The organism is Halopseudomonas laoshanensis, assembly GCF_008365385.1.
GTDB classification, from domain to species: Bacteria; Pseudomonadota; Gammaproteobacteria; order Pseudomonadales; family Pseudomonadaceae; genus Halopseudomonas; species Halopseudomonas laoshanensis.
Genome location: NZ_QOVF01000003.1, coordinates 512995 through 537251, shown reverse-complemented (window position 1 = coordinate 537251; position 24257 = coordinate 512995). Strand labels below are relative to the sequence as shown.

Annotated in this window: 24 protein-coding genes and 1 tRNA gene; 15 read left to right on the top strand and 10 right to left on the bottom strand. The window is 59.0% G+C overall.

Annotated features, from left to right (window positions below; genetic code table 11):
* The first annotated feature begins 61 nt into the window (after positions 1 to 61).
* From DT594_RS13300 to DT594_RS13290, 3 genes are all read left to right on the top strand, one after another.
* Positions 62 to 1558, top strand: a complete 1497-nt coding sequence (locus DT594_RS13300; RefSeq protein ID WP_149333102.1) for a CoA-acylating methylmalonate-semialdehyde dehydrogenase — start codon at positions 62 to 64, stop codon at positions 1556 to 1558.
* Between the two features lie 144 nt (positions 1559 to 1702).
* Complete coding sequence (locus tag DT594_RS13295; RefSeq protein WP_149333101.1) at positions 1703 to 2068, top strand: cupin domain-containing protein; 366 nt, start codon at positions 1703 to 1705, stop codon at positions 2066 to 2068.
* Between the two features lie 169 nt (positions 2069 to 2237).
* Positions 2238 to 4142 carry a beta-ketoacyl synthase gene (locus tag DT594_RS13290; protein ID WP_149333100.1) on the top strand — a complete coding sequence of 635 codons (1905 nt, stop codon included), beginning with the start codon at positions 2238 to 2240 and terminating at the stop codon, positions 4140 to 4142.
* A 395-nt stretch (positions 4143 to 4537) separates the two neighbouring features.
* Here the strand turns inward: DT594_RS13290 and DT594_RS13285 are convergent, their stop codons facing one another.
* Positions 4538 to 5200, bottom strand: a complete 663-nt coding sequence (locus tag DT594_RS13285; protein WP_149333099.1) for a glutathione S-transferase family protein — start codon at positions 5198 to 5200, stop codon at positions 4538 to 4540.
* A 187-nt stretch (positions 5201 to 5387) separates the two neighbouring features.
* Here DT594_RS13285 and DT594_RS13280 point away from each other — a divergent pair, with 187 nt between their 5' ends.
* Positions 5388 to 5624 (top strand): TIGR02647 family protein, encoded by a 237-nt coding sequence (locus tag DT594_RS13280; RefSeq protein WP_149333098.1) that lies wholly within the window; start codon positions 5388 to 5390, stop codon positions 5622 to 5624.
* Between the two features lie 17 nt (positions 5625 to 5641).
* The gene (locus DT594_RS13275) at positions 5642 to 8485 is read left to right on the top strand and encodes a class I adenylate cyclase (RefSeq protein WP_149333097.1); all 2844 of its coding nucleotides are present in this window, start codon (positions 5642 to 5644) and stop codon (positions 8483 to 8485) included.
* Here DT594_RS13275 and DT594_RS13270 read toward each other — a convergent pair.
* Together DT594_RS13270 and cyaY are read right to left on the bottom strand one after the other, a co-directional pair.
* Entirely contained in the window at positions 8475 to 8681 is a 207-nt protein-coding gene (locus tag DT594_RS13270) for a DUF1289 domain-containing protein (RefSeq protein WP_149333096.1), read from the bottom strand. The genes DT594_RS13275 and DT594_RS13270 overlap by 11 nt on opposite strands.
* A complete protein-coding gene (cyaY, locus tag DT594_RS13265; protein WP_149333095.1) occupies positions 8681 to 9019 on the bottom strand; it encodes an iron donor protein CyaY in 339 nt (112 codons plus the stop codon). The genes DT594_RS13270 and cyaY overlap by 1 nt, the downstream gene beginning before the upstream one ends.
* Positions 9020 to 9121: 102 nt before the next feature.
* On the opposite strand from cyaY, the gene lptM reads away from it, so the two are divergent.
* The 6 genes from lptM to DT594_RS13235 are packed head-to-tail and all read left to right on the top strand — an operon-like array spanning position 9122 to position 13694.
* Positions 9122 to 9268, top strand: coding sequence for an LPS translocon maturation chaperone LptM (gene lptM / locus DT594_RS13260; protein ID WP_149333094.1), 147 nt, complete (start codon positions 9122 to 9124; stop codon positions 9266 to 9268).
* Positions 9269 to 9276: 8 nt separating this feature from the next.
* The gene (gene lysA, locus DT594_RS13255; protein WP_149333093.1) at positions 9277 to 10530 is read left to right on the top strand and encodes a diaminopimelate decarboxylase; all 1254 of its coding nucleotides are present in this window, start codon (positions 9277 to 9279) and stop codon (positions 10528 to 10530) included.
* A 1-nt stretch (position 10531) separates the two neighbouring features.
* On the top strand, positions 10532 to 11362 hold the full coding sequence (gene dapF / locus DT594_RS13250; protein WP_149333092.1) for a diaminopimelate epimerase: 831 nt from the start codon (positions 10532 to 10534) through the stop codon (positions 11360 to 11362).
* Positions 11359 to 12063, top strand: a complete 705-nt coding sequence (locus DT594_RS13245; protein WP_096346357.1) for a DUF484 family protein — start codon at positions 11359 to 11361, stop codon at positions 12061 to 12063. The genes dapF and DT594_RS13245 overlap by 4 nt, the downstream gene beginning before the upstream one ends.
* Positions 12064 to 12080: 17 nt before the next feature.
* Complete coding sequence (gene xerC / locus DT594_RS13240; protein WP_281290907.1) at positions 12081 to 12974, top strand: tyrosine recombinase XerC; 894 nt, start codon at positions 12081 to 12083, stop codon at positions 12972 to 12974.
* The gene (locus tag DT594_RS13235) at positions 12975 to 13694 is read left to right on the top strand and encodes an HAD family hydrolase (RefSeq protein WP_149333090.1); all 720 of its coding nucleotides are present in this window, start codon (positions 12975 to 12977) and stop codon (positions 13692 to 13694) included. It abuts the gene before it with no gap.
* 67 nt (positions 13695 to 13761) lie between these two features.
* On the opposite strand, the gene DT594_RS13230 is transcribed toward DT594_RS13235, so the two are convergent.
* The 4 genes from DT594_RS13230 to glnK all read right to left on the bottom strand — a co-directional run bounded on the left by DT594_RS13230 (position 13762) and on the right by glnK (position 16460).
* Entirely contained in the window at positions 13762 to 14085 is a 324-nt protein-coding gene (locus DT594_RS13230; protein ID WP_149333089.1) for a hypothetical protein, read from the bottom strand.
* A 90-nt stretch (positions 14086 to 14175) separates the two neighbouring features.
* A complete protein-coding gene (locus DT594_RS13225) occupies positions 14176 to 14646 on the bottom strand; it encodes a hypothetical protein (RefSeq protein WP_149333088.1) in 471 nt (156 codons plus the stop codon).
* A 175-nt stretch (positions 14647 to 14821) separates the two neighbouring features.
* A complete protein-coding gene (locus DT594_RS13220; RefSeq protein ID WP_149333087.1) occupies positions 14822 to 16069 on the bottom strand; it encodes an ammonium transporter in 1248 nt (415 codons plus the stop codon).
* A 52-nt stretch (positions 16070 to 16121) separates the two neighbouring features.
* Positions 16122 to 16460: a P-II family nitrogen regulator gene (glnK, locus tag DT594_RS13215; RefSeq protein WP_096346362.1), complete on the bottom strand. Its 339-nt coding sequence runs from the start codon at positions 16458 to 16460 to the stop codon at positions 16122 to 16124.
* Positions 16461 to 16973: 513 nt separating this feature from the next.
* Between glnK and DT594_RS13210 the strand changes: the two genes are divergently transcribed.
* Together DT594_RS13210 and DT594_RS13205 are read left to right on the top strand one after the other, a co-directional pair.
* Complete coding sequence (locus tag DT594_RS13210) at positions 16974 to 17231, top strand: accessory factor UbiK family protein (protein ID WP_149333086.1); 258 nt, start codon at positions 16974 to 16976, stop codon at positions 17229 to 17231.
* A 31-nt stretch (positions 17232 to 17262) separates the two neighbouring features.
* Complete coding sequence (locus DT594_RS13205) at positions 17263 to 18771, top strand: YifB family Mg chelatase-like AAA ATPase (RefSeq protein WP_149333085.1); 1509 nt, start codon at positions 17263 to 17265, stop codon at positions 18769 to 18771.
* 39 nt (positions 18772 to 18810) lie between these two features.
* On the opposite strand, the gene DT594_RS13200 is transcribed toward DT594_RS13205, so the two are convergent.
* Positions 18811 to 20511, bottom strand: coding sequence for a putative bifunctional diguanylate cyclase/phosphodiesterase (locus tag DT594_RS13200; RefSeq protein WP_149333084.1), 1701 nt, complete (start codon positions 20509 to 20511; stop codon positions 18811 to 18813).
* A gap of 158 nt (positions 20512 to 20669) precedes the next feature.
* Between DT594_RS13200 and rep the strand changes: the two genes are divergently transcribed.
* On the top strand, positions 20670 to 22682 hold the full coding sequence (rep, locus tag DT594_RS13195; RefSeq protein WP_149333083.1) for a DNA helicase Rep: 2013 nt from the start codon (positions 20670 to 20672) through the stop codon (positions 22680 to 22682).
* Positions 22683 to 22753: 71 nt separating this feature from the next.
* On the opposite strand, the gene DT594_RS13190 is transcribed toward rep, so the two are convergent.
* A complete protein-coding gene (locus tag DT594_RS13190; protein ID WP_425460554.1) occupies positions 22754 to 23182 on the bottom strand; it encodes a c-type cytochrome in 429 nt (142 codons plus the stop codon).
* A 211-nt stretch (positions 23183 to 23393) separates the two neighbouring features.
* On the opposite strand from DT594_RS13190, the gene DT594_RS13185 reads away from it, so the two are divergent.
* A tRNA-Arg gene (locus DT594_RS13185) sits at positions 23394 to 23470 on the top strand.
* 147 nt (positions 23471 to 23617) lie between these two features.
* Here the strand turns inward: DT594_RS13185 and DT594_RS13180 are convergent.
* Positions 23618 to 24229 carry a LysE family translocator gene (locus tag DT594_RS13180; RefSeq protein ID WP_149333082.1) on the bottom strand — a complete coding sequence of 204 codons (612 nt, stop codon included), beginning with the start codon at positions 24227 to 24229 and terminating at the stop codon, positions 23618 to 23620.
* Positions 24230 to 24257: the final 28 nt, after the last annotated feature.

Below are 24257 nucleotides of genomic sequence, written 5' to 3'. Positions count from 1 at the left end.
CCGCCAGCCAGCACACATACATCAAATAAACATACATACTCTTTACAGCACTGGTGACCCAATGACCCTGCAACTGACTCATTTCATCAACGGCAAGCGCACCGCCGCCAGCGAACGCACCCAACCGGTATTCGAACCCGCCACCGGCGAAGAGCGCGGCCAGGTTTCCCTGGCCAGCGTCAGCGAAGTAGAGCAGGCGATTGCGGTGGCGAAAGCGGCGCAACCGGACTGGGCCAAAACCACGCCGCTGAATCGCGCGCGCGTGCTGTTCAAGTACAAGGCGCTGGTGGAAGCACACGCCGATGAGTTGGCCGAGCTGATCACCCGCGAGCACGGCAAGGTGTTCGAAGATGCCAAGGGCGAACTGACCCGCGGCCTGGAAGTGGTCGAGTTTGCCTGCGGCATTCCGCATTTGCTCAAGGGCGAGCATACCGAACAGGTCGGCGGCGGCGTGGATGCCTGGTCGGTCAATCAGCCGCTGGGCGTGTGCGCGGGTATCGCACCGTTCAACTTCCCGGCGATGGTACCCATGTGGATGTTCCCCATCGCCATCGCCTGCGGCAACACCTTCATCATGAAGCCATCGGAAAAAGACCCCAGCACGCCCATGCGTCTGGCCGAACTGCTGACTGAAGCCGGCCTGCCCGATGGCGTGTTCAACGTCGTCAACGGCGACAAGGAAGCGGTCGATGTACTGCTGACGCATCCCGATGTGCAGGCCGTGAGCTTCGTTGGCTCCACGCCGATTGCCGAATATATCTACTCCACCGGCTGTGCCCACGGCAAGCGCGTCCAGGCACTGGGCGGCGCCAAGAACCATATGCTGGTGATGCCCGATGCCGACCTGGACCAGACCGTCAACGCACTCATGGGCGCCGCCTACGGTAGCGCTGGCGAGCGGTGCATGGCGATTTCCGTCGCGGTTGCGGTGGGTGACGAGGTCGCCGACAAGCTGGTGGCTGCGCTGAAGCCGCAGGTCAAATCGCTGAAGATGGGCAACGGCATGAGCGGCGGCATGGAAATGGGCCCGCTGGTATCGGCGGCGCATCTGGCCAAGGTCAAGGGCTATGTCGACCAGGGCGTGAAGGAAGGCGCAGAATTGGTAATCGATGGTCGCGAAGTTGGCGTGCCCGGCCTGGAGAGTGGCTTCTTTATGGGTGGCTGCCTGTTCGACAAGGTCACCGCCGATATGAGCATCTACCAGGAAGAAATCTTTGGCCCGGTGCTGTGCATCGTCCGCGTGCCCGATTACGCGACCGGCGTAAAGCTGATCAATGAGCACGAATACGGCAACGGCACGGCGATCTTCACCCGTGACGGCGATGCCGCTCGACAGTTCTGCAACGAGATTCAGGTCGGCATGGTCGGCGTCAACGTGCCAATTCCGGTGCCCATGGCCTTCCACAGCTTTGGCGGCTGGAAGCGCTCACTGTTTGGTCCGCTGCATATGCACGGCCCGGACGGCGTACGCTTTTACACCAAGCGCAAGGCGATTACCTCGCGGTGGCCAACCGGTATTCGTTCGGGTGCGGAGTTCAGCATTCCGACCATGAAGTAATTATTAACCCTTTTCGCGCCGAGGCCGGCGCTCCCACCAGGACGAATCCCCACGGTACATTTCTGTGGGAACGCTAGCCCAGTTAACTCACGGGCCCTATGGGAGCGCCGGCCTCGGCGCGAAAACCATCTCCCGAGACTCTTCATGTCCATCTCCAGCATTATCGACTTCGCCACCGCCACCAGCGAGGCAGAACACTATCGCCCCGACCCGGCCAAAGTGCTCGCCGGTGACCCGGCGCAAAGCGTGCAGAATCATTACAGCAGCCCCTGCGGCCAGTTCTCCTCCGGCGTCTGGGCTTGCGAGCCGGGACATTGGAGCATCAGCTACAGTGAGCATGAATACTGCGAAATTCTCGAAGGCGAATCCATCCTGCACGATAGCCAGGGCGCTAGCCGTGCACTCAAGGCCGGTGATCGCTTCGTGATCCCGGCGGGCTTCGTCGGCAGTTGGGAAGTGCTCAAGCCCACCCGCAAGGTGTATGTGATCTTCGAACAGGCCGGCGGTTGAACCAGGGCGCTGGCAAATCGCCAGGCTCAGCGCAAATTGAAATCGGCATGGTCTAAACGTGACCAAGCAGTTACAGTTCTCGTCAGCATAAGCAATCGAAGAACATACCCAGGCTCAGCTAGGCAACCTTGCCAGCGGAGCAGTTGGGCACTGCCAGGAGTCATGCGTTATGTCGCGTTTGCCGGTTATTGTCGGGTTCGGTGGGTACAACGCCGCCGGCCGCAGTTCCTTTCACCACGGGTTTCGTCGTACCGTGATCGAATCCCTGCCCAGCGCGGAGCGTCAGGAAACCCTGGCCGGCCTGGCCGTTCTGATGAAGCTGGTGCAGGTAGAGAACGACCAATATGTCGATGACGAAGGCCAGGTACTGACCCCGGCAGATATCGAGTCGCGTTTTGGCCAGCAGATTCTCGACGGCACCCTGGTGCGCCGGATTGAAAAGCGCTACCTGGACGTGGACGCAGCCCACTGGCAGAAAAACCTGACCATCACCGGCGAAGCCGGCAAGCCCTTTTCCTTCATCACCCTGGCCAAGCAACTGCCCGAGCCGCTGCCAACCGACTGGGTGATCGAGAACCTTAACGACACCGAAGTCATGGTCACCGTCTACGACGGCTGCGATATCAAGGTCGACAGCTACCGCGCGCTGCCGGTCAAATCTGCCGGGCAACTGCCCAGCGGCTTCGAACCGGGCGAGCAATACGCGTCACGCTTCCATCCGCGCGGCCTGCAGATGACCATAGTCGCTGCCACTGATGCGCTGCGCTCCACCGGCATCGCCTGGGAAACCATCGTCGACCGCGTACAGCCGGACGAGATCGCAGTATTCGCCAGCAGCGCCATGAGCCAACTGGACGAAAACAGTTTTGGCGGCCTGATGCAGTCGCGCCTGAAGGGCAACCGGGTCAGTGCCAAGCAACTGGCGCTGGGCCTGAACAGCATGCCGGCGGACTTTATCAACGCCTATATTCTCGGCAGCGTCGGCACCACCGGCGCGATCAGCGGCGCTTGCGCCAGCTTCCTGTACAACCTGCAGAAAGCCACCGAAATGATTACCAGCGGTCGTGCGCGCGTGGTGCTGGTAGGTAACGGCGAAGCGCCGATTACCCAGGAATGCATCGAGGGATACGGCGCCATGGGCGCGCTGGCCACCGAAGAAGGCCTGCGCAGCATAGAAGGCAAGGACGACGTCGACTTCCGCCGCGCCAGCCGGCCATTCAGCCAGAATTGCGGTTTCACCCTGGCCGAGTCCAGCCAGTTCTTTATGCTGATGGATGACGAACTGGCCATGCAACTGGGCGCGGACATCCATGGCGCGGTGCCGGATGTATTCGTCAATGCTGATGGCTTCAAGAAGTCCATTTCCGCGCCTGGGCCTGGCAACTATCTGACCATGTCCAAGTCGATCAACAGCGCCATGCAGATTCTCGGCGAAGACGCGGTCAAGCAGCGCAGCTTTATCCACGCCCACGGCTCCAGCACACCCGCCAACCGGATAACCGAGTCGGAGCTGCTAGACCGTGTCGCCGAGGCCTTCGGTATACATGAGCTGCCACTGACGGCGGTCAAGGCTTTTGTCGGGCACTCGCTGGCCAGCGCCAGCGCTGACCAGTTGGCCTCGGCTTTGGGCACTTTCAAGTACCAGATCGTGCCCGGTATCAAAACCATCGATGCTGTTGCTGATGACGTATTCCAGCAAAACCTGCGCATCAATACCCGCGATGTTGGCCGCGCAGATAACCCGCTGGAAGTGTGCTTTATCAATTCCAAGGGCTTCGGCGGCAACAATGCCAGCGCCGTGGTACTAGCGCCCACTGTGGTCGACAGAATGCTGCGCAAGCGCTATGGCGAGGCGGCTTTCGCCGACTACCTCGCACGCCGCGAACAAACCCGCAGCGCCGCGCAAGCCTATGACCAGCGCGCGCTCAAAGGGCAGCTGGATATCATCTACAACTTCGGGCAGAACATGATCGACGATCATCAGATCGAGATCACCCAGGACCATATCCGCGTTCCCGGCTTCAACCAGCCGCTGGTGTTCCGCAAGGATGATCGCTTTGGCGACATGATCTAGCCGGTTCGGGTGTCAGCGTGGCTGGGCATTTGCACGGCAGCTTCAATGGATTCCCGCTTTCGCGGGAATGACGGTGTGTGGCGTAGGAGTTTCTCGACCGCCCGATACACCGCTTGGATTCCCGCCTACGCGGGAATGACCGAGTGAAACCGGAACCACAGAGTGGAACCGGAATTACGAAGTCAGGTGGGAATGACCGAGTGCAGCGAAGGACCTACTGAGATAGGGATGCCAGAACGGTCATGACGAAGTGGGACGGTCGAGGGAGACCCAATACGTCAAGTCCCCACCCACTCCATTTCCGCCCTCCACCCCGTCATTCCCGCGCAGGCGGGAATCCATTCTGACCTTCCGCAGACTACCGAGAAAAGCGAGTAGACACAGGGGCCCGCGTGTTACTTCTTGCCAGCCTTGGCTGCGGCAATAAACGCCGCCATCTCGGCATTCTTGTCCGCTTCGACCTGCTGCACGTTGGCGTTCTTGCCTAGCTGCTCCAGCAGCGCCTTGGCTTGCGGGAAGTCCGCCAGCAGGTCGATCTCAAACAATTTCTTCGCCACCGCACAGGCCAGGTCAAAGCTGTAGAGGAACATCACGTCAGCAATGGTCATCTCGCTGCCGGCCACGTAGGGCGCAAACTTGCCATGGCGCTTTAGCGTAGCTACGCCGGCCAGCAGTTCAGCCTTGGCCTTGTCCTTGATCGCCTGATCGACCTTGCCGCCAAAGAATACTTCCATGTAGCAACTGCGAGCCGGCAGCTCGATATAGAGCTCGATCTCCTTGGTCAGGGCACGCACGATAGCGCGCTGGTAGGCGTCCTCCGGCAGCAGACGCTTGCCGCCCTGGGTCTCCTCGATATATTCCAGAATCACGTTGGTTTCATTGATGAACCCGTGTTCGGTTTCCAGGCAAGGCACCTTGCCGCGCGGGCTGATGGCCAGAAAGTCCGGATCCTGGCTGCCATGCACCACCTTGATCTCAAAATCCAGGCCCTTCTCGAGCAGCGCAAGCTTGACCATGTTGAAATAGTTACTGACGGCAAAACCATGAAGTTTAAGCATGAAAGGAGTCTCCGAAGCTGGTTATTCTTGTGTACTGCTGTTGTAGCCCTGCGCCGGAAAAATTTCCAGTGGCATAAGCTCGCTGAATGCCCGGCCCACTACGACAAATAGACGAGAAACCCTATGCTTTTGCGCCGGGTTTAGCGCTAGACTGCGAGAACAATATCCGAAAAAGGAACTGCCCATTATGCTGAAGCCGGAAGAAATTGCCGAAATCAACTTGCTGAATCAGTTCAACCTGGCCAGCTCCCTGGAAGGGCTGAAAATTCACCAGCATGAAGCGTCTGCAGACGTGGTAGCAGCCGCGGGCCGGCTGCATGAGCGCGGACTAACCACCCTGCCCGATGGCGGTTACCTGACCAGCCTGGGGCTGGATGCCGCCGCCCACAGCCAGGCGCTGCTGACCATATTACGCGCCGAGTGAGGATGAAATAGCCGTTTATGGCCCAGCGTGGGGAAATTCAGTTACAGCTTGAAGATGGCATCGACCGCAAGGCGCTGACCACCCTGCGCAAACGCTTTATGGGGATCAACCAGAGTCGCCTGCAGCGCGTGTTGCAGGCGCTATCCCCGCGCCAGTACAACGTGCTGCAGTTGATCCCGCTGCTGTTTGATGTAAACCATCCATTGCTGCCAGGTTATGTCGCGCGCCAAACGCCGCATGGGCTGCCCGGCTACACCCCTGACCCACAAACCTTGCTCGGCGCTCAGGCGCTGACGCGCAGTTTCAGTTACCGTCGCCACCCGGCTGGATTCACCCCTGACATTCAGGCGCTCTACCTGATGGGTAGCGGCGGCACCATTGCGCAATCGGACCAGAGTGATCTGGATATCTGGGTCTGCCATTCTCCAGAGTTGAGCGCTCAGGCCATCGCAGAACTGGCCAGTAAGTGCCAACTGATCACCGACTGGGCGGCGACCCAGGGCAGTGAAGCGCATTTTCATCTGGTCAATCCCGAAACCTTCAGCCTCGGGTACCGGAGCAACGCGTTATCCATTGAAGATTGCGGTAGCACCCAGCACTACCTGCTGCTCGACGAGTTCTATCGCACCGCCATTCTGATCGGCGGCCGCTTCCCACTCTGGTGGCTAGTGCCTGCCAGCGAGGAGAAGGATTACCCCAACTACACGCGGCACCTGATCGACCGGCGCTTTATCCGCGAACAGGAAAGTCTGAATCTGGGACATATGGCCCGCATTCCAGCGGGCGAATATGTCGGCGCCGGGCTCTGGCAGTTGTTCAAAGGCATCGAGTCGCCCTACAAGTCAGTGCTCAAGCTGCTGCTGACCGAGGTCTATGCCAGCGAACACCCGGCGGTGCATTGCCTTAGCCTGGACTTCAAACGCCAGGTCTATGCCAACCGCCTCGACCTTGACGAGCTTGACCCCTACGTGATGCTTTACCGCCGCATCGAAGCCTATCTGCTCAAACGTGATGAACGCGAACGACTGGAGCTGGTGCGCCGCTGCCTGTATATCAAGGCTGACGTGCAACTGAGCCGCCGCAGCGGCTCGCTCGGCTGGAAACGCAGCCTGATGGAGAAGCTGGTCAGCGAGTGGCACTGGGATACGCGCCAGTTGCAGCAGATGGACAACCGGCAGCTATGGCGGGTTAAAGAAGTGGCACAGGAGCGCTTGCAGCTGGTCAGCGAACTGACCCACAGCTACCGCTTTCTGTCCCAGTTCGGCCGCAGCCAGAAGGTGATCAATCAGGTGAATCGCCGCGACCTGTCATTGCTAGGTCGCCGCCTGTACGCCGCATTCGAGCGCAAGGCCGGCAAGATCGAGCTAGTCAATCCGGGCATTGCCCCAGATTTGAGCGAGCCGCTACTGACGCTGGCGCAGCGGCCCGGCGGCGAAGACCGTCAAGCGCACTGGAGCCTGTACCGCGGCACGCTGAAACACCAAGAGCTGGCTGATCACTCACCACTTAAGCGCAGCCGGCACCTGATCGAACTGTTGACCTGGGCCTACCGCAACGGTCTGGTAGACATGGCGACCCGCGTGGCCGTGCATCCCGGTGACAGCGCGCTCAGCGAATTCGAGCTGGGTAACTTGCTGGCGGCGATCCGGCACAATTTCCCGTTGCCTCTGCCAGCGTTGACCGAAGATGCACTATCCCGCGCGAGCCAGCCGTGCCAGAGCCTGTTGTTGATTAACGCCGGGCTTGATCCGCTACCTGCCACCAGTCAGAAAAATCTGCACCTGATCAGCAGTCACACCGATGCCCTGGGCTATTCCGGCCTGCGCGACAACCTGATTCTGAGCATTGATCAGATCACGCTGAACAGCTGGAACGAGATATTGGTCACCCGTTTTGAGGGTGACCAGGCGTGCATTCAGGCGCTGTGTGATTACCTGAACAAAGGTCATGAGTATCAGCGTCTGCCCGAGCTGAACGTCGCCTGCTTCTGCCGCAACCGTTCCACCGCCATCGCCGAGCGCGTTGAGCACCTGTTCCGCGACGCCACGCGAGAGCTGCTCTGCGACCCGCCAGCGCGTTTCCTGCTGCAGGTGCAGAACAGCTATCAAGTGCTGGAACGCAAGGGCAGTCAGATCGATATTACTCAGATCGCCGATCGAGAGCGGCTGGGGCGCTATCTGGGCAATAATCGCGCGGACTACAGCCCGCTGACGCTCGACCGTTACGCGCTGCAAGGGCAGGACCTGGCGCTGGTACTGCAACAGGCCCAGCCCGGGCGCATTCAGGTGTTTTACCGATTACTGCCCCAGCGCCAGGCAGAAGTGACGGTGCTGGATGAACTGGGCTCGGTCTGGAATCACCGCCAGAGCTATCGCGATGAACGCACCTTGCTGCTGCCGCTACTGCGCTTTCTGCACAGTGTGCGCTTGCGCAAACAGGTGAACCTGAGCCTGGAGAGCAGCCTGCGCGAAGAGCCCATTCAGCTTGCGGCAATATTGCCGGCCAGTGAAGGTCGGACGTTGCGTCTTGAACAGCAGGCACTGCCCGCACAGGGTGTAGAAGCCGATTATTACGCGGTACAGGCGATTGCTGAACCGGATGAAGGCCAGCGGCTACAGGTGAGCATTTTTTGTGACCAACGGGAGTTTTCTGAGCTGGAGCATGGTACGCGGCTGTATTCGGAAGTGGCCCAGCACATCCTGAAGAAACGCCGTAGCGATGAAGACTATCCCTGTTACATCACCGACCTCGATCTTTCCGCTATCGATCCGGCCGGCAGCATGCAAACGGTGCAGTACCTGCGTTATCGGCAACAGCTTGAGGACTCATTGAACGCCGCGGTGCAGAGTCTCAGGGCTTGATCCGCGCTGCCTGACGGCTGCCGTGGCGTTGCCGCGCGGCAAGGATAATCTGTTGCTGACGCGCGTCTGACGCGGCTGCCCACTCCAGTATCTCTTTCATCAGTCGCCCGCAGCCCAGGCACTCGTCGCCGTCCAGGCAGCACTGGCGCACGCAGGGTGATGGCTGGCGGCCTGGTGCAGAAGCGCTGCTGGCCACTATTCGGTATCCAGCTCGAGCTCGACTTCTTCCCCGGTCAGGTCTTCGAGTATGTCGCTGAGTACCGAGGCTAACGGCTCATCATCGCAGTCGTGCAGCCAACCTTCGCCAAGCCGATAACCGAAATGCCGGGTGCTGTCCGGCGCCGCCAGCCAGATTTCACGCGACGCCGGCTGACGCCCGATAACCAGCCGCGGGCCTTCCGCGAGCATCAATACCAGCGAGCCTTCCCTTTGCTCCATGTCCAGATCCAGGCCGCTGGCGTCCATCGCGTGTTCGATCTGATCCTGCAGCTGGTCGGCCTGCTTGTTGAATTCGTCTTCGCTCAGTTCATGCATACATGCTTCTCTTCTGTCTGATACTGGCGCCGGTCGGGTGCGCCAAGCCGGGCGGCTGGGTATACTGCCGTATATTGCCTGTAATTCAATAAGGATTTTATTATGAAGCTTTCCGCTGCGTTGATCTTTGCTTTGCTGGTGCTGGCTGGCTGTGGTCAGAAAGGCCCGCTGTACATGCCCGAAGAGCCCGCTGGTCAGCCGGAAGATCCGGCACAAGAGGCATTGATTCAGCAACCGACGGAAGACTGATAGCACCAATGACAGCCTTTGATTATCAAAACGGCGAACTGCACGCCGAAGCCCTGCCATTGTCCGCAATTGCCGACCAGTATGGCACGCCCTGTTTCGTTTACTCGCGCAACGCCATCGAGCAAGCCTGGCTGGCCTGGGATCAAGCCTTGGCTGGCACGCCGCATCTGGTCTGCTACGCGGTCAAGGCCAACTCCAACCTGGCAGTGCTGAATCTGCTGGCACGATTGGGCGCGGGTTTCGATATTGTCTCTGTTGGCGAGTTGGAGCGCGTACTGGCCGCTGGCGGCCAGCCATCGCGGATCGTCTTCTCCGGCCTGGGTAAAACCGCCGATGAGATGCGCCGTGCGTTGGAAGTGGGCATCCATTGCTTCAATGTCGAATCCACCGCCGAGCTGGAGCGCCTGCAAACGGTCGCCGCCGAGTTGAACGTCAAGGCGCCGATATCGCTGCGGGTCAATCCTGACGTCGACGCCATGACGCATCCGTATATTTCCACCGGGCTGAAAGAGAACAAGTTCGGTATCGATATCGCCAAGGCGCCCGAAGTGTACCGCCGCGCCGCGCAAATGCCGAATATCCGCATCTGCGGAGTGGATTGCCATATCGGCTCGCAACTGACCGACGATACGCCGCTGATCGATGCACTGGATCGGCTGCTGGCATTGATCGACCAGATGGCCGCAGAAGATATCCACATCGGCCACCTGGACCTGGGTGGCGGGCTGGGCGTGACCTACCGCGATGAGGTGCCGCCGACGCCTGCAGAGTATCTGGGCAAGGTCCAGAATCACCTGGCTGGCCGCGATCTGACCGTGCTGGTCGAGCCCGGCCGGTCAATTGTCGCCAATGCCGGTGTATTGCTGACGCGGGTCAATCTGCTCAAGCCCACCGAGCACAAGAACTTCGCGATTATTGATGCGGCAATGAACGATCTGATCCGTCCGGCGCTCTACAGTGCCTGGATGGGAATTGATGCCGTGACACCGCGCACTGATTTTGCGCCGTTGCAGTGGGATATCGTCGGCCCGGTGTGTGAAACCGGCGACTTCCTCGGCAAGGACCGCGAACTGGCGCTGGCCGAAGGTGATCTGCTGGCCGTACGTTCCGCCGGGGCCTACGGTTTTGTCATGAGCTCGAATTACAACACCCGTGCGCGCGCGGCTGAGATCATGGTCGACGGCCAACACAGTCACCTGGTCCGCCGCCGCGAAACCATCAGCGAACTTTTTGCTGGCGAATCCCTGTTACCCGAGGTCTGAAATGTTGCTGCGATTTACCAAAATGCATGGGCTGGGCAATGACTTTATGGTCATCGACCTGGTGACCCAGCATGCGCAGCTGTCAGCTAAGCTGATCCGCCAGTGGAGCGACCGGCACACCGGCATTGGCTTTGACCAGTTGCTGGTGGTCGAGCCACCAGGCAATCCGGACATGGACTTCCGGTACCGCATTTTCAATGCCGATGGCGGCGAGGTAGAGCAGTGCGGCAATGGCGCACGCTGCTTTGCGCGCTTCGTGCAGGACAAGCGCCTCACCGCCAAATCCGAGATTCATGTGGAAACCGCGGGTGGCCCAATCATTCTTAATGTCAACGCCGACGGGCAGATCACCGTGGACATGGGCGCGCCGCGCTTCTCTCCCGCGCAGATCCCGTTCCAGGCCGATACCGAGGCGCTGACCTATACGCTGGAAGTAGGCGAGCAGCAACTGCAGATCTCCACGGTGTCCATGGGCAACCCGCACAGCGTGACGCTGGTGGATGACCTCGACAGCTTCCCGGTGGCAAGCCTGGGCCCGCTGATCGAAAAGCACCCGCGCTTCGACCAGGGCGTCAACGCCGGCTTTATGCAATTGATCGACCGCCACCATGCGCGCCTGCGCGTGTATGAGCGCGGCGCCGGTGAAACGCTGGCCTGCGGCACTGGCGCCTGCGCCGCAGCCGTGGCCGGCATCCGCCTGGGCCACCTGGTATCACCCGTCAGTATTCAATTGCCCGGCGGTTCACTGCACATAGAATGGGCCGGCCCCGGCCAGCCGGTGATGATGACCGGCCCCGCCACTCGGGTTTATGAAGGACAGATACGCGTATGAGCGACAAGCCAACTCAACCTGCGGCAGCACTGGACGCCGCCCAGGTCGCCGAATACCTGCGCCAGCACCCGGCGTTCTTTGCCGAGTACGACGACCTGTTGCCGGAGCTGATTATCCCCCATCAGTCCGGCCAGGCCGTCTCGCTGGTCGAGCGCCAGGTCAAACTGCTGCGCGAACGCAATATCGATGTACGCCATCGTCTCGGGCAACTGATGGACGTGGCCCGCGAGAATGATCGACTGTTCGAGAAAAGCCGCCGGCTGATCCTCAACTTGCTGGAGGCGCAGAGCCTGGAGCAAGTGATTGCCAGCATCGAAGACAGTCTGCGCGATGATTTTCAGGTGCCCTATGTCAGCCTGATTCTGTTCAGTGAAACGCCGCGCTTCAGCAATGCCCGCTGCGTTACCCACAGCGAAGCCCGCGAAGCCATCGGCCATCTGCTCGACAGCGGCAAGACGCTCAGCGGCGTGCTACGCCCGCACGAACTGACCTTCCTGTTTGGCGAAGCCGGTAGCCAGGTTGCCTCCACCGCGTTATCGCCAATCCAGCATCAGGGAACCCATGGGGTAATTGCACTGGGCAGCCGTGATGCCAATCATTATCGCAATGCTACCGGCACCCTGTTCCTCGGCTATATCGCCGACGCCCTTGCGCGGGTGCTGCTACGCCAGCGGCCGCTGGCCGATGAGGGGCAAGGCTGAGCATGCCCGCCGCGGCGTTGCAGGACGATCTGGATGCGTTTTACCGGTACCTGCGTAACGAACGGCAACTCTCCCCGCGTACGCTTGAAGCCTACCGGCATGATCTGGAAGGTTTGCGCGACTTTCTGGTTGAGCGCAAGATCACCCGCTGGCAGGCGCTGGACTCCCCGCAGCTGCGCTTGTTCGTCGCCCAGCGGCACCAGGCCGGCCTTTCCGGGCGCAGCTTGCAGCGCTTGCTCAGCGCCGTTCGCAGCCTGTACAGCTATCTGATCCGCGAACGGCTGTGCAAGCACAACCCCGCGGTTGATCTGCGCGCACCCAAATCACCACGCAAGCTGCCGAAGGCATTGGACGCTGACCTGACTTCCCAACTGCTCAACGACAACAGCGATGACGACTGGCTCGCCGTACGCGATCACGCCATGCTGGAGTTGTTCTATTCCTCGGGGTTACGCCTGTCCGAGCTGGCGAGCCTGGACGTGTTGGCACTGGACAGTGCCCAAGGCGAAGTCCGGGTGCTGGGCAAGGGCAACAAAACCCGTCTGGTGCCAGTAGGGCGCCTGGCGCTGGAGGCACTGGAACGCTGGCTGCCGGTACGCATGCTGGTGGCCGGCGACAACCCGGCACTGTTCGTCGGCAAGCAAGGCCGGCGCCTGAGCGCCCGCGCGATTCAACTGCGCGTGCGCGCCTGGGGCGTGCAGCACATCGGCCAGAACCTGCATCCGCACATGCTGCGGCATTCCTTTGCCAGCCATATGCTCGAGTCCTCCGGCGACCTAAGAGCGGTGCAGGAACTGCTCGGGCACGCCGATATCAGCACGACACAAATCTATACACACCTAGATTTCCAGCATCTGGCTCAGGTGTATGATCAAGCCCATCCCCGAGCCAAACGCAAGAACGAGACCTGAATGATCCGCCTGCTGACCTTTGATCTGGACAACACGCTGTGGGAAACCGAATCGGTGGTCGCGGCTGCCGAGCAGACCCTGATGGCCTGGTATGCCGAGCATGCCCCACAGTTCGCCGAGCGTCTGGACAGCGAGGCGCGCAAGGCGTTACGCCATGAAGTATTGGCCAGCGATCCGCTGCTCAGACATCGGGTGACCGACTTTCGCATTGCGGTCATGTCCCTGGGGCTAACGCGTGCCGGTTACGCCGAGGAGCAGGTCCAAGAGCTGACGCAGAAGGGCTTTGAAGTCTTTCTCGAAGCGCGCCATGCCCTCACCCTATTCCCGCATGCCGAAAGCCTGCTGGAGCAGCTCTCGCGCCGATACACTTTGGCCACTATCTCCAATGGCAATGCCGATGTCCGGCGTCTGGGTTTGGCGAAGTACTTCAGTGTGATTGTCTCAGCGGACGAGGTCGGCATCAGCAAGCCCGACCCAGCCCCCTTTCTGGCGGCCCTGGAACGCGCTGGCGTCGAGCCTGCGCATGCATTGCACATAGGCGACCATCCGGTAGACGATATCCAGGGTGCCCGTGAATCAGGCTTGCATACGCTCTGGTTCAACCGCACAGGCAAACCCTGGACGGATCCGGTACGCCCTGATGGAGAGGTGAATTGCCTCAGCCAGATACCCACCTGGCTGGAAGGCTATACCGCGCAGCTAACCCGATTGCCGAAATAGCCCGCAGTCACGTTCAACCGTTCAGCCCAAGGCAGATAACCGCCGATCATCTGCCTTGCCGATCTGCTCAGATCGGCCGGCTACCGTATTTGCTGTCAGGCTTTCTCGGCGGGTCGCCGACTACGTTGGGATCCACTTCCTGGATCTTGCCGCCTCTGGCCATAAACTCTTCCATCTGCCGCGCAAGCATTTCCCGCTCGCGGGCCTTGGCTTCGATGGACAAACCCTCAAGCAGATCTTCTGCTGCGGCCGCCTTTTTACGCGTTTTGACCGCCGGCTCATCACCGTCGTCATCGCCGCTGTCGTCACTATCTACTACTGGCAGATCATCCGATTCACCGTCATCATCTGCGGCGTTCAGGTCATCATCGTCAATATCGTCGTCGCTCATTCAAACCCCTCCCAAGGAAAACACGCTATATATAGCTCAACGGTGGGATTTGGCTAGTACCCGGCAGACTTTTTTTGTGTCAAACACACATCACATGGCTCTGACGCTATCAACCTGGCTCGCCAGACGCAGCGTTTCATGCTCTTCCAGCTCCAGCATTTCCTCCATCAGCTCGCGCACTTCAGGCGTCGGCGCGCGTCCGGCAGCGGACCGATACAGCTCTATCAACTGGTTGTGGATGTCCATTATCGCTTCGCTGATTTCCTCGAAACTCATGCCGACGAAGGACAGCGTCTGGCGTTGGTCCGCGGGCAGCTTTTCGCTGAGGTGCTCGTACAGCCAGGTATGCAAAGCACCGGCATTACCGTGCTTGCTGATCTTGCTCACCACGTCGTTGAGTTTGCGCTCATGGTCGGCCAGGTATTCCAGCAGCCATTTGGCCTTTTCGCCGGGCTCACCATCCATGCCTTGCTCCAGTCGCTCTGCCAGCTTGCGGTGCAAGGCACCGGTCCACTCGATCAGCTCTTCGTAAGTTTCTGACTGCATTTCTTTATCCACCATATTAGGCTCCATTCAACATGAGATTGCGTTACCGCTAGGACCCCATGTAGTTCGGTAAGTTTAGCCTGTGTTGCCAGCTCCCTGAAGGGCGATGACACAATCGCCTCTCAGAAACGAAACAGGGCGCCCGAAGGCGCCGTGTTGGGTACTGCATAAGTTGACTCAGTCAGCGTGATTACTTGCTGCTGGTGAACTCGGGGTAGGCTTCCATACCGCACTCGGACAGATCCACACCGCCGTACTCTTCTTCTTCCGTAACCCGGATACCCATGACCGCCTTGAGGATGGTCCAGAGAATCAGGCTGGTGATGAACACCCAAAGGAAGATGGAGACGATACCCAGCAGCTGGCCACCGATGGTGGCATCGCTGTTGGTCAGCAGAACCGCCAGCACACCCCAGATACCAACCACACCGTGGACGGAGATGGCACCGACCGGATCGTCGATCTTGATCTTGTCGAAGCCAAGGATGGAAAACACCACCAGCACACCACCAACCGCACCGATCAGGGTAGCCTGGAAGCCACCGGGGGACAGCGGATCAGCAGTGATGGCAACCAGACCAGCCAGCGCACCGTTCAGTGCCATGGTCAGATCGGCCTTGCCGAACAGGATGCGTGCAACAACCAGAGCAGCGATCAGACCACCCGCCGCGGAGGCGTTGGTATTAACAAACACCTGGGCAACAGCGTTGGCATCTTCAATGTTGGACACGATCAGCTGCGAACCACCGTTGAAGCCGAACCAGCCCAACCACAGGATGAAGGTACCCAGTGTAGCCAGTGGCAGGTTGGCACCGGGGATCGCATTGATCTGACCGTTGGAGCCGTACTTGCCTTTACGTGGCCCGAGGATGATCACGCCAGCCAGAGCCGCAGAGGCGCCCGCCAAGTGAACGATACCGGAACCGGCGAAGTCGCTGAAACCAGCTTCGGACAGGAACCCACCGCCCCAGCTCCAGTAGCCCTGGATCGGGTAGATGAAGCCAGTCATGATGACCGCGAAGGTCAGGAAGGCGAACAGCTTCATGCGCTCGGCTACCGCGCCGGAAACGATCGACATGGCAGTAGCAACAAACACCACCTGGAAGAAGAAGTCAGCACGAGCTGAGTAGTAGGGAGCGTCATCGCCACCTGCCAGCACATCTTCAACTGCGTTTTCGCTACCGATCAGCAGACCCAGGTTGGGCATAATGCCGCCTTCGTCGCCGGAGTACATGATGTAGTAACCGACCAGCAGGTACATCACGCTGGCAATTGCATACAGCGTGATGTTCTTGGTGAGAATTTCGGTAGTGTTCTTGGCACGGACCAGACCAGCCTCGAGCATGGCAAAACCCGCTGCCATCCACATGACCAGTGCGCCACAGATCAGAAAGTAGAACGTATCAAGCGCGTACTTGATTTGGACGATATCTTCCATAATAAGCCCCCCATGTAGGCTTAGTTACTGCATTCAGTGATGAGGTGACTGCTCAGACTGCGTCTGTGCCCGTCTCGCCTGTACGGATGCGGACAGCCTGTTCCAGGTTGACCACGAAGATTTTGCCGTCGCCGATCTTGCCGGTGTTGGCGGCCTTGGTAATGGCTTCAATGACGCGGTCGAGCATGTCGTCACCGATGGCCACGTCGATCTTCACCTTGGGCAGAAAATCCACTACATACTCTGCGCCGCGGTACAGCTCGGTGTGACCTTTCTGCCGGCCAAAACCTTTGACCTCAGTCACGGTGATGCCCTGAACGCCGATCTCGGAGAGTGCTTCACGCACGTCGTCCAATTTAAAAGGCTTGATAACAGCCGTTACTAATTTCATGTTGTTACTCCCGATTGATGGACTGCCCTGGGGGACAGGACCAGTCTATGCCGAGTTAGAGGCTTTTAGAAACGGACAATGCACAGATGTTGTTGCAGTCGTCCGCGCCGGCAGCACACTCCGGCAGGGCAACGGCTGTCATAGCCTTTATCAACTGCTTCATCTTCTTATGCTCCTTGGATGGCTTTTTGCAAAGTCATGCTGCTCAGAGGCGGAATGCGCGAAAAGGTTACTCCGCCCAATTCAGCTGGGATGTGCATTGCAGAAAGCCTGCCACTTTTAATTTATCGCTATATTTCAATCAGTTAACCCTCCAGCACAGTCAGGACTCTGGCCATTCGCTTTTATCGGCGCACCAACCTGGTGCGTCGTGCTTTTACGACGTGCTGATATCGGGCACAAATCCGCAGTGCGCTGAAATGGCACGAAAACTACCCAGGATGTTAGACTCGGAGATCACATACCGGACCGCTCCTTGAGCGGCCTCATCGCCAGCGAACAGGTTGTACAGTCATGTTGCATAAAGTCTTGATTGATGCGGTAAGCAGCCAGGCCACGCGCCTGCTGATGAGCGAAAAAGGCTTGCCCGCGCCGGACGTGGAAAAACACCTCAAGAGCCTGCTGCAAAGCGCGTTGGCAAAACTCGACGTGGTCAGCCGCGACGAGTTCGAGACCCAGCAAGTGGTACTGCAACGCACCCGCGAACGGCTCGAGGCACTGGAAAAGCGCGTCACCGAAATGGAGCAACGCGCTCAACCCCCGTCCGCCTGAGAAAGCAGGACGGACTGATCAAGGAGCGATCATGTCCCTGGCTATTGTTCACAGCCGCGCCAAATTGGGTATTCAAGCGCCCGCCGTTACCGTTGAAGTACACCTGGCCAACGGCATGCCCAGCCTGACGCTGGTCGGCTTACCGGAGACCGCGGTCAAGGAAAGCAAGGACCGCGTGCGCAGCGCCTTGCAGAATGCCAATCTGGATTTCCCCAGCCTCAAACGCATCACCATCAACCTCGCCCCGGCCGATCTTCCCAAAGAAGGCGGGCGCTTTGATCTGGCAGTAGCTTTGGGGTTGCTGGCCGCCAGCGGTCAGATACCCGCCGATAGCCTGGAACATTGCGAATGCCTGGGTGAGCTGGCGCTGTCTGGTGAACTGCGGCCGGTACAGGGCGTATTACCTGCCGCGCTGGCCTGCCGTGAACAACAGCGAACCTTACTGCTACCGCGCGCCAACGCGAGCGAAGCGGCGTTGGTGCGCGGCGTACACATCATCGCCGCAGACCATCTGCTGGAGCTGTGCGAGCATCTGCGCGGCGAGCGCCAACTGCAACCGGTGCCGACCGATAGCCAGCCGCAGGCAGCCACCGGGCTTGCCGACCTGATTGATGTGCAGGGCCAGGCCCAAGCCAAACGCGCTCTGATTGTTGCCGCCAGCGGGAACCATAATCTGTTGCTGTTCGGCCCTCCCGGCACCGGAAAAACGCTGTTGGCCAGCCGCCTGCCGAGCATACTGCCGCCACTGACCGAGCATGAAGCTCTGGAAGTTGCCGCGATTCAATCGGTCTGCGGCAGTGAGCCGCTGCAAGCCTGGCCAGTGCGCCCCTTTCGCTCGCCCCATCATGGTGCATCTGCTGCGGCACTGGTGGGCGGCGGCAGCCAACCCCGGCCGGGCGAGATAAGCCAGGCGCATCAGGGCGTATTATTTCTGGATGAGCTACCCGAGTTCGACCGCAAAGTATTGGAAATGCTGCGCGAACCCATGGAGTCCGGGGTGATTCACATAGCCAGAGCGCGCGAACAGTTGAGCTTTCCTGCTCGCTTCCAATTGATCGCCGCCATGAACCCCTGCCCGTGCGGCTACCAGGGGGATGCCTCGGGGCGTTGCCGCTGTTCGCCGGAACAGGTGCAACGCTACCGTAGCAAGCTCTCGGGCCCTCTGCTGGACCGCATAGACTTGCACCTGGCCATGCACAACGAACCATTCAGCCTTGCAGGGCAGACCCAGGGTGATCTTGACAGTAGCAGCGCGGCAAAACAGGTCAGCCAGGCAAGAGCACGCCAACTGGCCCGCCAGCCCTGCCTCAACGCACATCTGGATCTCTCTGGGCTGCGGGACCACTGCCAACTGAGCGACGCGGATGGCAAATGGCTGGAGCAGGCTATCGAGCGCTTGGGGCTATCCCGGCGTGCCAGTCACAAGGTATTGAAGATTGGGCGGACCTTGGCGGATCTGGCAGGCGAGGAGGCTATCGGCAGGCAGCATCTGGCAGAAGCTCTGCAATACCGACAATTGGACCGGCGTTTATTGGGTTGATACGCGATGGAGCAGAGAACGCGGGGATAGCCCGCTAGATCAGAGACTTTCGCCAATGACCTTTTGGTCTTCGCGGCCCATGCGGTAGGCATCAAGGAAGTAGCAAAGCTCTTCAAACGGCATCGCCGGGCTGATAAAAAAGCCCTGGACCTGATCACAGCCCATCTGCCGTAGCGAATCCAGCTGCTGACGATGCTCAACACCCTCAGCCACCACCTCCAGATCCAGACTATGGCCCAGATCGATCATCGCATGGACCAATTGCCGGTCAGAGCCGGATGAATCAATGCCTTTTACAAAGCTGCGGTCGATCTTCAACAGATCGATCGGCAAACGCTGCAGATGCATGAAGGAAGAGAAGCCGGTGCCAAAATCATCCAGCGAGAAACGCACACCCAGGCCGGCCATGCCCTGCATGGTCATCAATACCTGATCCGGGTTCTGCATGACGGCGGTTTCAGTCAGCTCGAATTCCAGCCAACGAGGATCGATAGTGGTTTTTTCCAGCAAGCGTTTGACGGTGGGCAACAACTGGCTGTCCTGGAACTGCCGAAACGACACATTCACCGCGATATGAATCGGCGGCATCTTGCGCTTCTGCAGCTGCGCCAAGTCGTGACAGGCGCGGGCAATCACCCAGTAACCCATCGGTACGATCAAACCGGTTTCTTCGGCCAGCGGAATGAACTCGTTGGGGCCCAGCAAGCCGCGTTCTGGATGGCGCCAGCGGATAAGCCCTTCCAGGCCGACAATCTTGCCGGTGCTCAAATTTACCCGCGGCTGATAATGCAGCTCGAACTGGTTGCGGCGTAGCGCCTGGCGCAAAGCGGTTTCAAATTCGATCAGACTGTTGGCCTGCAGGTTGATGCGGTCATCGTAGAAATGATAATGGCAGCCACGTTGCCCCTTGGCCTGCAGCATCGCCATATTGGCGTGCAGCATCAGACTGTCCACCGTCTGTCCGGCCTCCGGATAGGTAGCAATACCAATGCTGCAGCCTAACAACAGGCTTTCGGTTTCGACGAAAAATGGCTCAGCCATTTCACTGGTCAATTTTTGTGCAATATGCAGCAGATTACTGGCGCGCGCGTAGTCTTCAACGATCACCGCAAACTCGTCCCCGCCCATGCGTCCGACTGTATCGGTATTGCGCAAAACCCGGCGCAGCCGGGTAACCACTTCCTGTATGATGACGTCGCCCGCACCATGACCCAGCGTATCGTTTACGTGGCGGAAATTGTCCAGGTCGATGAACAGCACTGCCAACGGCTGGTTGGTACGCAGCGCCCGGCGCATGCCCAACGTAAGCCGGTCCTGGACCATCTGGCGATTGCACACACCGGTCAAGGCATCGTAGCTGGAGGCATGGCTGATAGCCGATTGCAGATCGTGCCGTTCAATGGCGTATTTGAGGCAGCGGATCAGTTCGCCAGCGCTGGCCTGGTCCCAGATACTGTCGTCTACCTGATGCGGGTTTTGATCGAATTCGGGCTCGCTGGCCAGATGAATCACCGGTACCGGCGAGTCCCAGTCTTCCAGCAGAAAGGACGGGCGAGCAAGAATGGCTTTGAATTCACCCTCAGCCAGCAGCTGTCGAGCGCTAGACCAGCTATCCGCTTGAACCAGCTCATAGGGGTTGGATCTGAGCGACATGAGCCGACGGCTCAACTGCACCGAAGCGCCAGGGTCGGTGTCAAGCAGCACAATACGCAGCAATTGACGCTCAGAAGCCAAACTCATTTCTCCGAATGATCCATATAAATTAGCTATATAGAACGTATTTATAAAGTAGGTTATATCTAAAAAATGAGCAATAACCAAGACACGTTTTAGCCAAATGTCCTATAGGCAGTCAGATTTGGCGTCAATTAGCCCAAAAATCGAGGAGAAAATCGCCGGTGGCCAGTCTCAACCCGCGGCAGCAGGAAGCCGTCAACGACATCAGTGGACCCTTGCTGGTCCTTGCCGGCGCCGGTAGTGGCAAAACCAGCGTGATCACCCGCAAGATAGCCTATCTGGTGCGTGAATGTGGCTACAAGGCGCAGAACATAGTAGCTGTGACCTTCACCAACAAGGCCGCCCGCGAGATGAAAGAGCGCGTTGGCATGCTGATCAAGGGCAAGGACGCCCGCGGCCTGACCGTTTCTACTTTTCATAATCTGGGGCTGAACATCATCCGCAAGGAACACCAGCGCCTGGGTTACAAGCCCGGTTTCTCGATCTTCGATCAGCAGGATGCTCAGGCGCTGATTACCGACCTGATGCACCGCGATTACGGTGCCGACGACGGCACCGAGGGCATTCAGTCACAGATTTCCAGCTGGAAGAACGACCTGATCATGCCCGATCAGGCCCTGGCCCAGGCCAAGACGCCGCAGGAGCAGACCGCCGCCAGCGTGTATATGCACTACAACCGCACGCTCAAGGCCTATAACGCGGTGGATTTCGACGACCTGATTCTGGTGCCGGTGACGCTGTTCCGCGAGCACCCGGATATCCTGGAAAAATGGCAGTTCCGCATTCGCTATATGTTGGTCGACGAATATCAGGACACCAACGCCAGCCAATATCTGTTGGTCAAAATGCTGGTGGGCAATCAGGCGCGCTTTACCGTGGTCGGCGACGATGATCAGTCAATCTACGCCTGGCGCGGTGCACGTCCGGAAAACCTGGCGCAGCTCAAGGAAGATTTCCCGAACCTGAAGGTGGTGATGCTTGAACAGAACTACCGTTCAACCAGCCGCATCCTCAAAGCCGCCAATACGCTGATCGCCAACAACCCGCACGTGTTCGAAAAGCAATTGTGGAGCGAGCTGGGCTACGGCGAGCCGATCCGCGTGATCCGCTGCCGCAATGAAGAAATGGAGTGCGAGCGCGTCGCCACCGACATTCAGACCCAGCACCTGAAGCACAAGCGCGACTGGAAGGACTTCGCCATCCTCTACCGCGGCAACCACCAGTCCCGCCTGCTGGAGCTCAAGCTGCAGCATCATCAGATCCCCTATCACCTCTCTGGCGGCACCAGCTTTTTTGCCCGCCAGGAGGTCAAGGACCTGATGGCCTACTTCCGCTTACTGGTCAATCCTGATGACGACAACGCCTTGCTGCGCGTAATCAACGTGCCGCGCCGGGAGATAGGTCCGGCCACGCTGGAAAAGCTCGGCACCTACGCCACTACGCGGCAAATCAGCCTTTACAGGGCCTGCAGTGAACTGGGTCTGGCCGAGCAGTTGGAGCCGCGCTATTGCGAGCGTCTTCAACGTTTCGGCCATTGGCTCGATGGCGTGCGCAAGCAGTGCACCCAGGGCGATCCGATCGAGGCGGTGCGCAGCATGGTCAACGATCTGGACTACGAAAACTGGTTGAGACAGAACTGCTCCAGCGACGACGTCGCCGCCAAACGCATGGGCAACGTCTGGTTTCTGGTCGAGGCACTGAAAAACACCATCGAGCGCGATGAGACGGGCAAGACCGACATCGAAGATGCCATCGCCAAACTGGTACTACGCGACATGCTCGAGCGGCACGAAGAAGAGGAGGACACCGATCGCGTGCAGTTGATGACCATGCATGCATCCAAGGGCCTGGAATACCCGCACGTCTTTATCATCGGCATGGAAGAAGAGATCCTCCCGCACCGCTCAAGTATCGAAGCCGACAGCGTAGAAGAGGAGCGACGCCTGGCCTATGTCGGCATTACTCGCGCCAAGCGCACGCTGACCTTCACCTACGCCGCGCGCCGCCGTCAGTTTGGCGAGGTGATCGACTGCCTGCCCAGCCGCTTTCTGGATGAGCTGCCCAGTGAAGATCTGGAGTGGGAAGGCACTGACGATGCCCCGCCCGAACAAAAGCAGGCCCGGGGCAACTCGGCGTTATCGGACATTCGCGGCATGCTTGGCCCGAAGAGCTGAACAGCAGCCACAAAAAAGCCACCCGCAGGTGGCTTTTTTCTTGGACAGCGCCAGACTTATCCGCAGCGCTGTTAGAGACCAGACATATGCTGAATGGCCGCCATGATTTCATCATCGGAGCAATCAGCACAGGTGCCCTTGGGCGGCATCGCACCCACACCGGCAATCGCCGATTGAGTCAGATCTTCCATACTACCAGCAGCCGCCAGACGTGCTTCCCATGCTGCAGTGTCGCCAGTCTTGGGTGCATCGAGAATCCCCGAACCATGGCACGCAGTGCAGTACTGACCGTATACAGCATCACCTGAACGCGGCTCGCCACCGCCAGCAGAAGCTACAGTGCCCGCTTCTTCAGCACAGGGGTCACCTGCCATGCACACAGTACCGACTGGCTTGAGGCGCTCAGCAATGGCGTCATTGATCGTGTTTGCAAAAGTACCACCGGTCACCAGAACAAGTGTGGCTGCACAAGCAACCAGGATTTTTTTCGCAGTTATCACTTAAACATCCTCATCATGGCTAATCCGTCGGGCTTGATAGTGATACCCGTATAGTGCGAGCGAGTATACCGGTAAACCCGCAGCCAACAAAATAGCATCTGTAACCGGCGACAACAGGCCGCAGTGCAACGGCGTTCCAGATGAAAATGCCCGCCTGTAAGCCGGGCATGGACGCCGACCTAATCAATGCGTATTATTGCGCCCCTGAAACGCACCCGTAGCTCAGCTGGATAGAGTACTGCCCTCCGAAGGCAGGGGTCACTGGTTCGAATCCAGTCGGGTGCGCCATACAAACGACAAGGCCCAGCAAATGCTGGGCCTTGTCGTTTGTATGGTGGATCGGATTGCAGATGAGAACCAAACGTTCGACAAATCCCACCGCGATTTTAGCGGTCCGCCAGCGACGGGGAGCAAAGCCAAAAGGACAGCTGGGAACTAAGGACGCAACGGCAGCGCAACGCCAATGGCAATAAACGCAGCACCACAACCTTGATTGAAACGACGTCCAACCTTGGTAAGCCACTTGCTGATGCGATTGGCCAGGCTGGCTACCACCAGTTCGATGCTGCATTCGACGATAGCGAAAGTGCCCGCCAGGACAACAAACTGAACCAGCAGGCTGCGAGACGGATCGATGAACTGCGGCAGAAAGGCGGCAAAAAACAGAATCACTTTGGGGTTACTGATGGCCGCCAGTGCGCCCTGGCGAAACAGCGAACCTGGAGATCTGGATGCTACAGCGATGTGGTCGGTTATACCGATGGGCGGTGAGCGCCAGACCTGTATTCCGAGCCAGACCAGATAAGCGCCGCCGACCCATTTGAGCACGGTGAGCCAGGCCAGGGATGCGTTGAGCAGGGCACCAATCCCGAACATCGACAGGGCAATGACGATGATAAAACCAATGCAACTGCCGAGGATGGTGTAAAGCGTCATGCGGCGGCCATGCAGCGCGCCATGCGTCAGCGCCAGCAAACCGTTTGGGCCGGGCGACAAGGACAAGCCAATAGCCGCCAGCAGGTAGATTAACCAGGTTTCAAATGCCATGGCCCAGTGGTGCTCCAAAGGTTGCTCA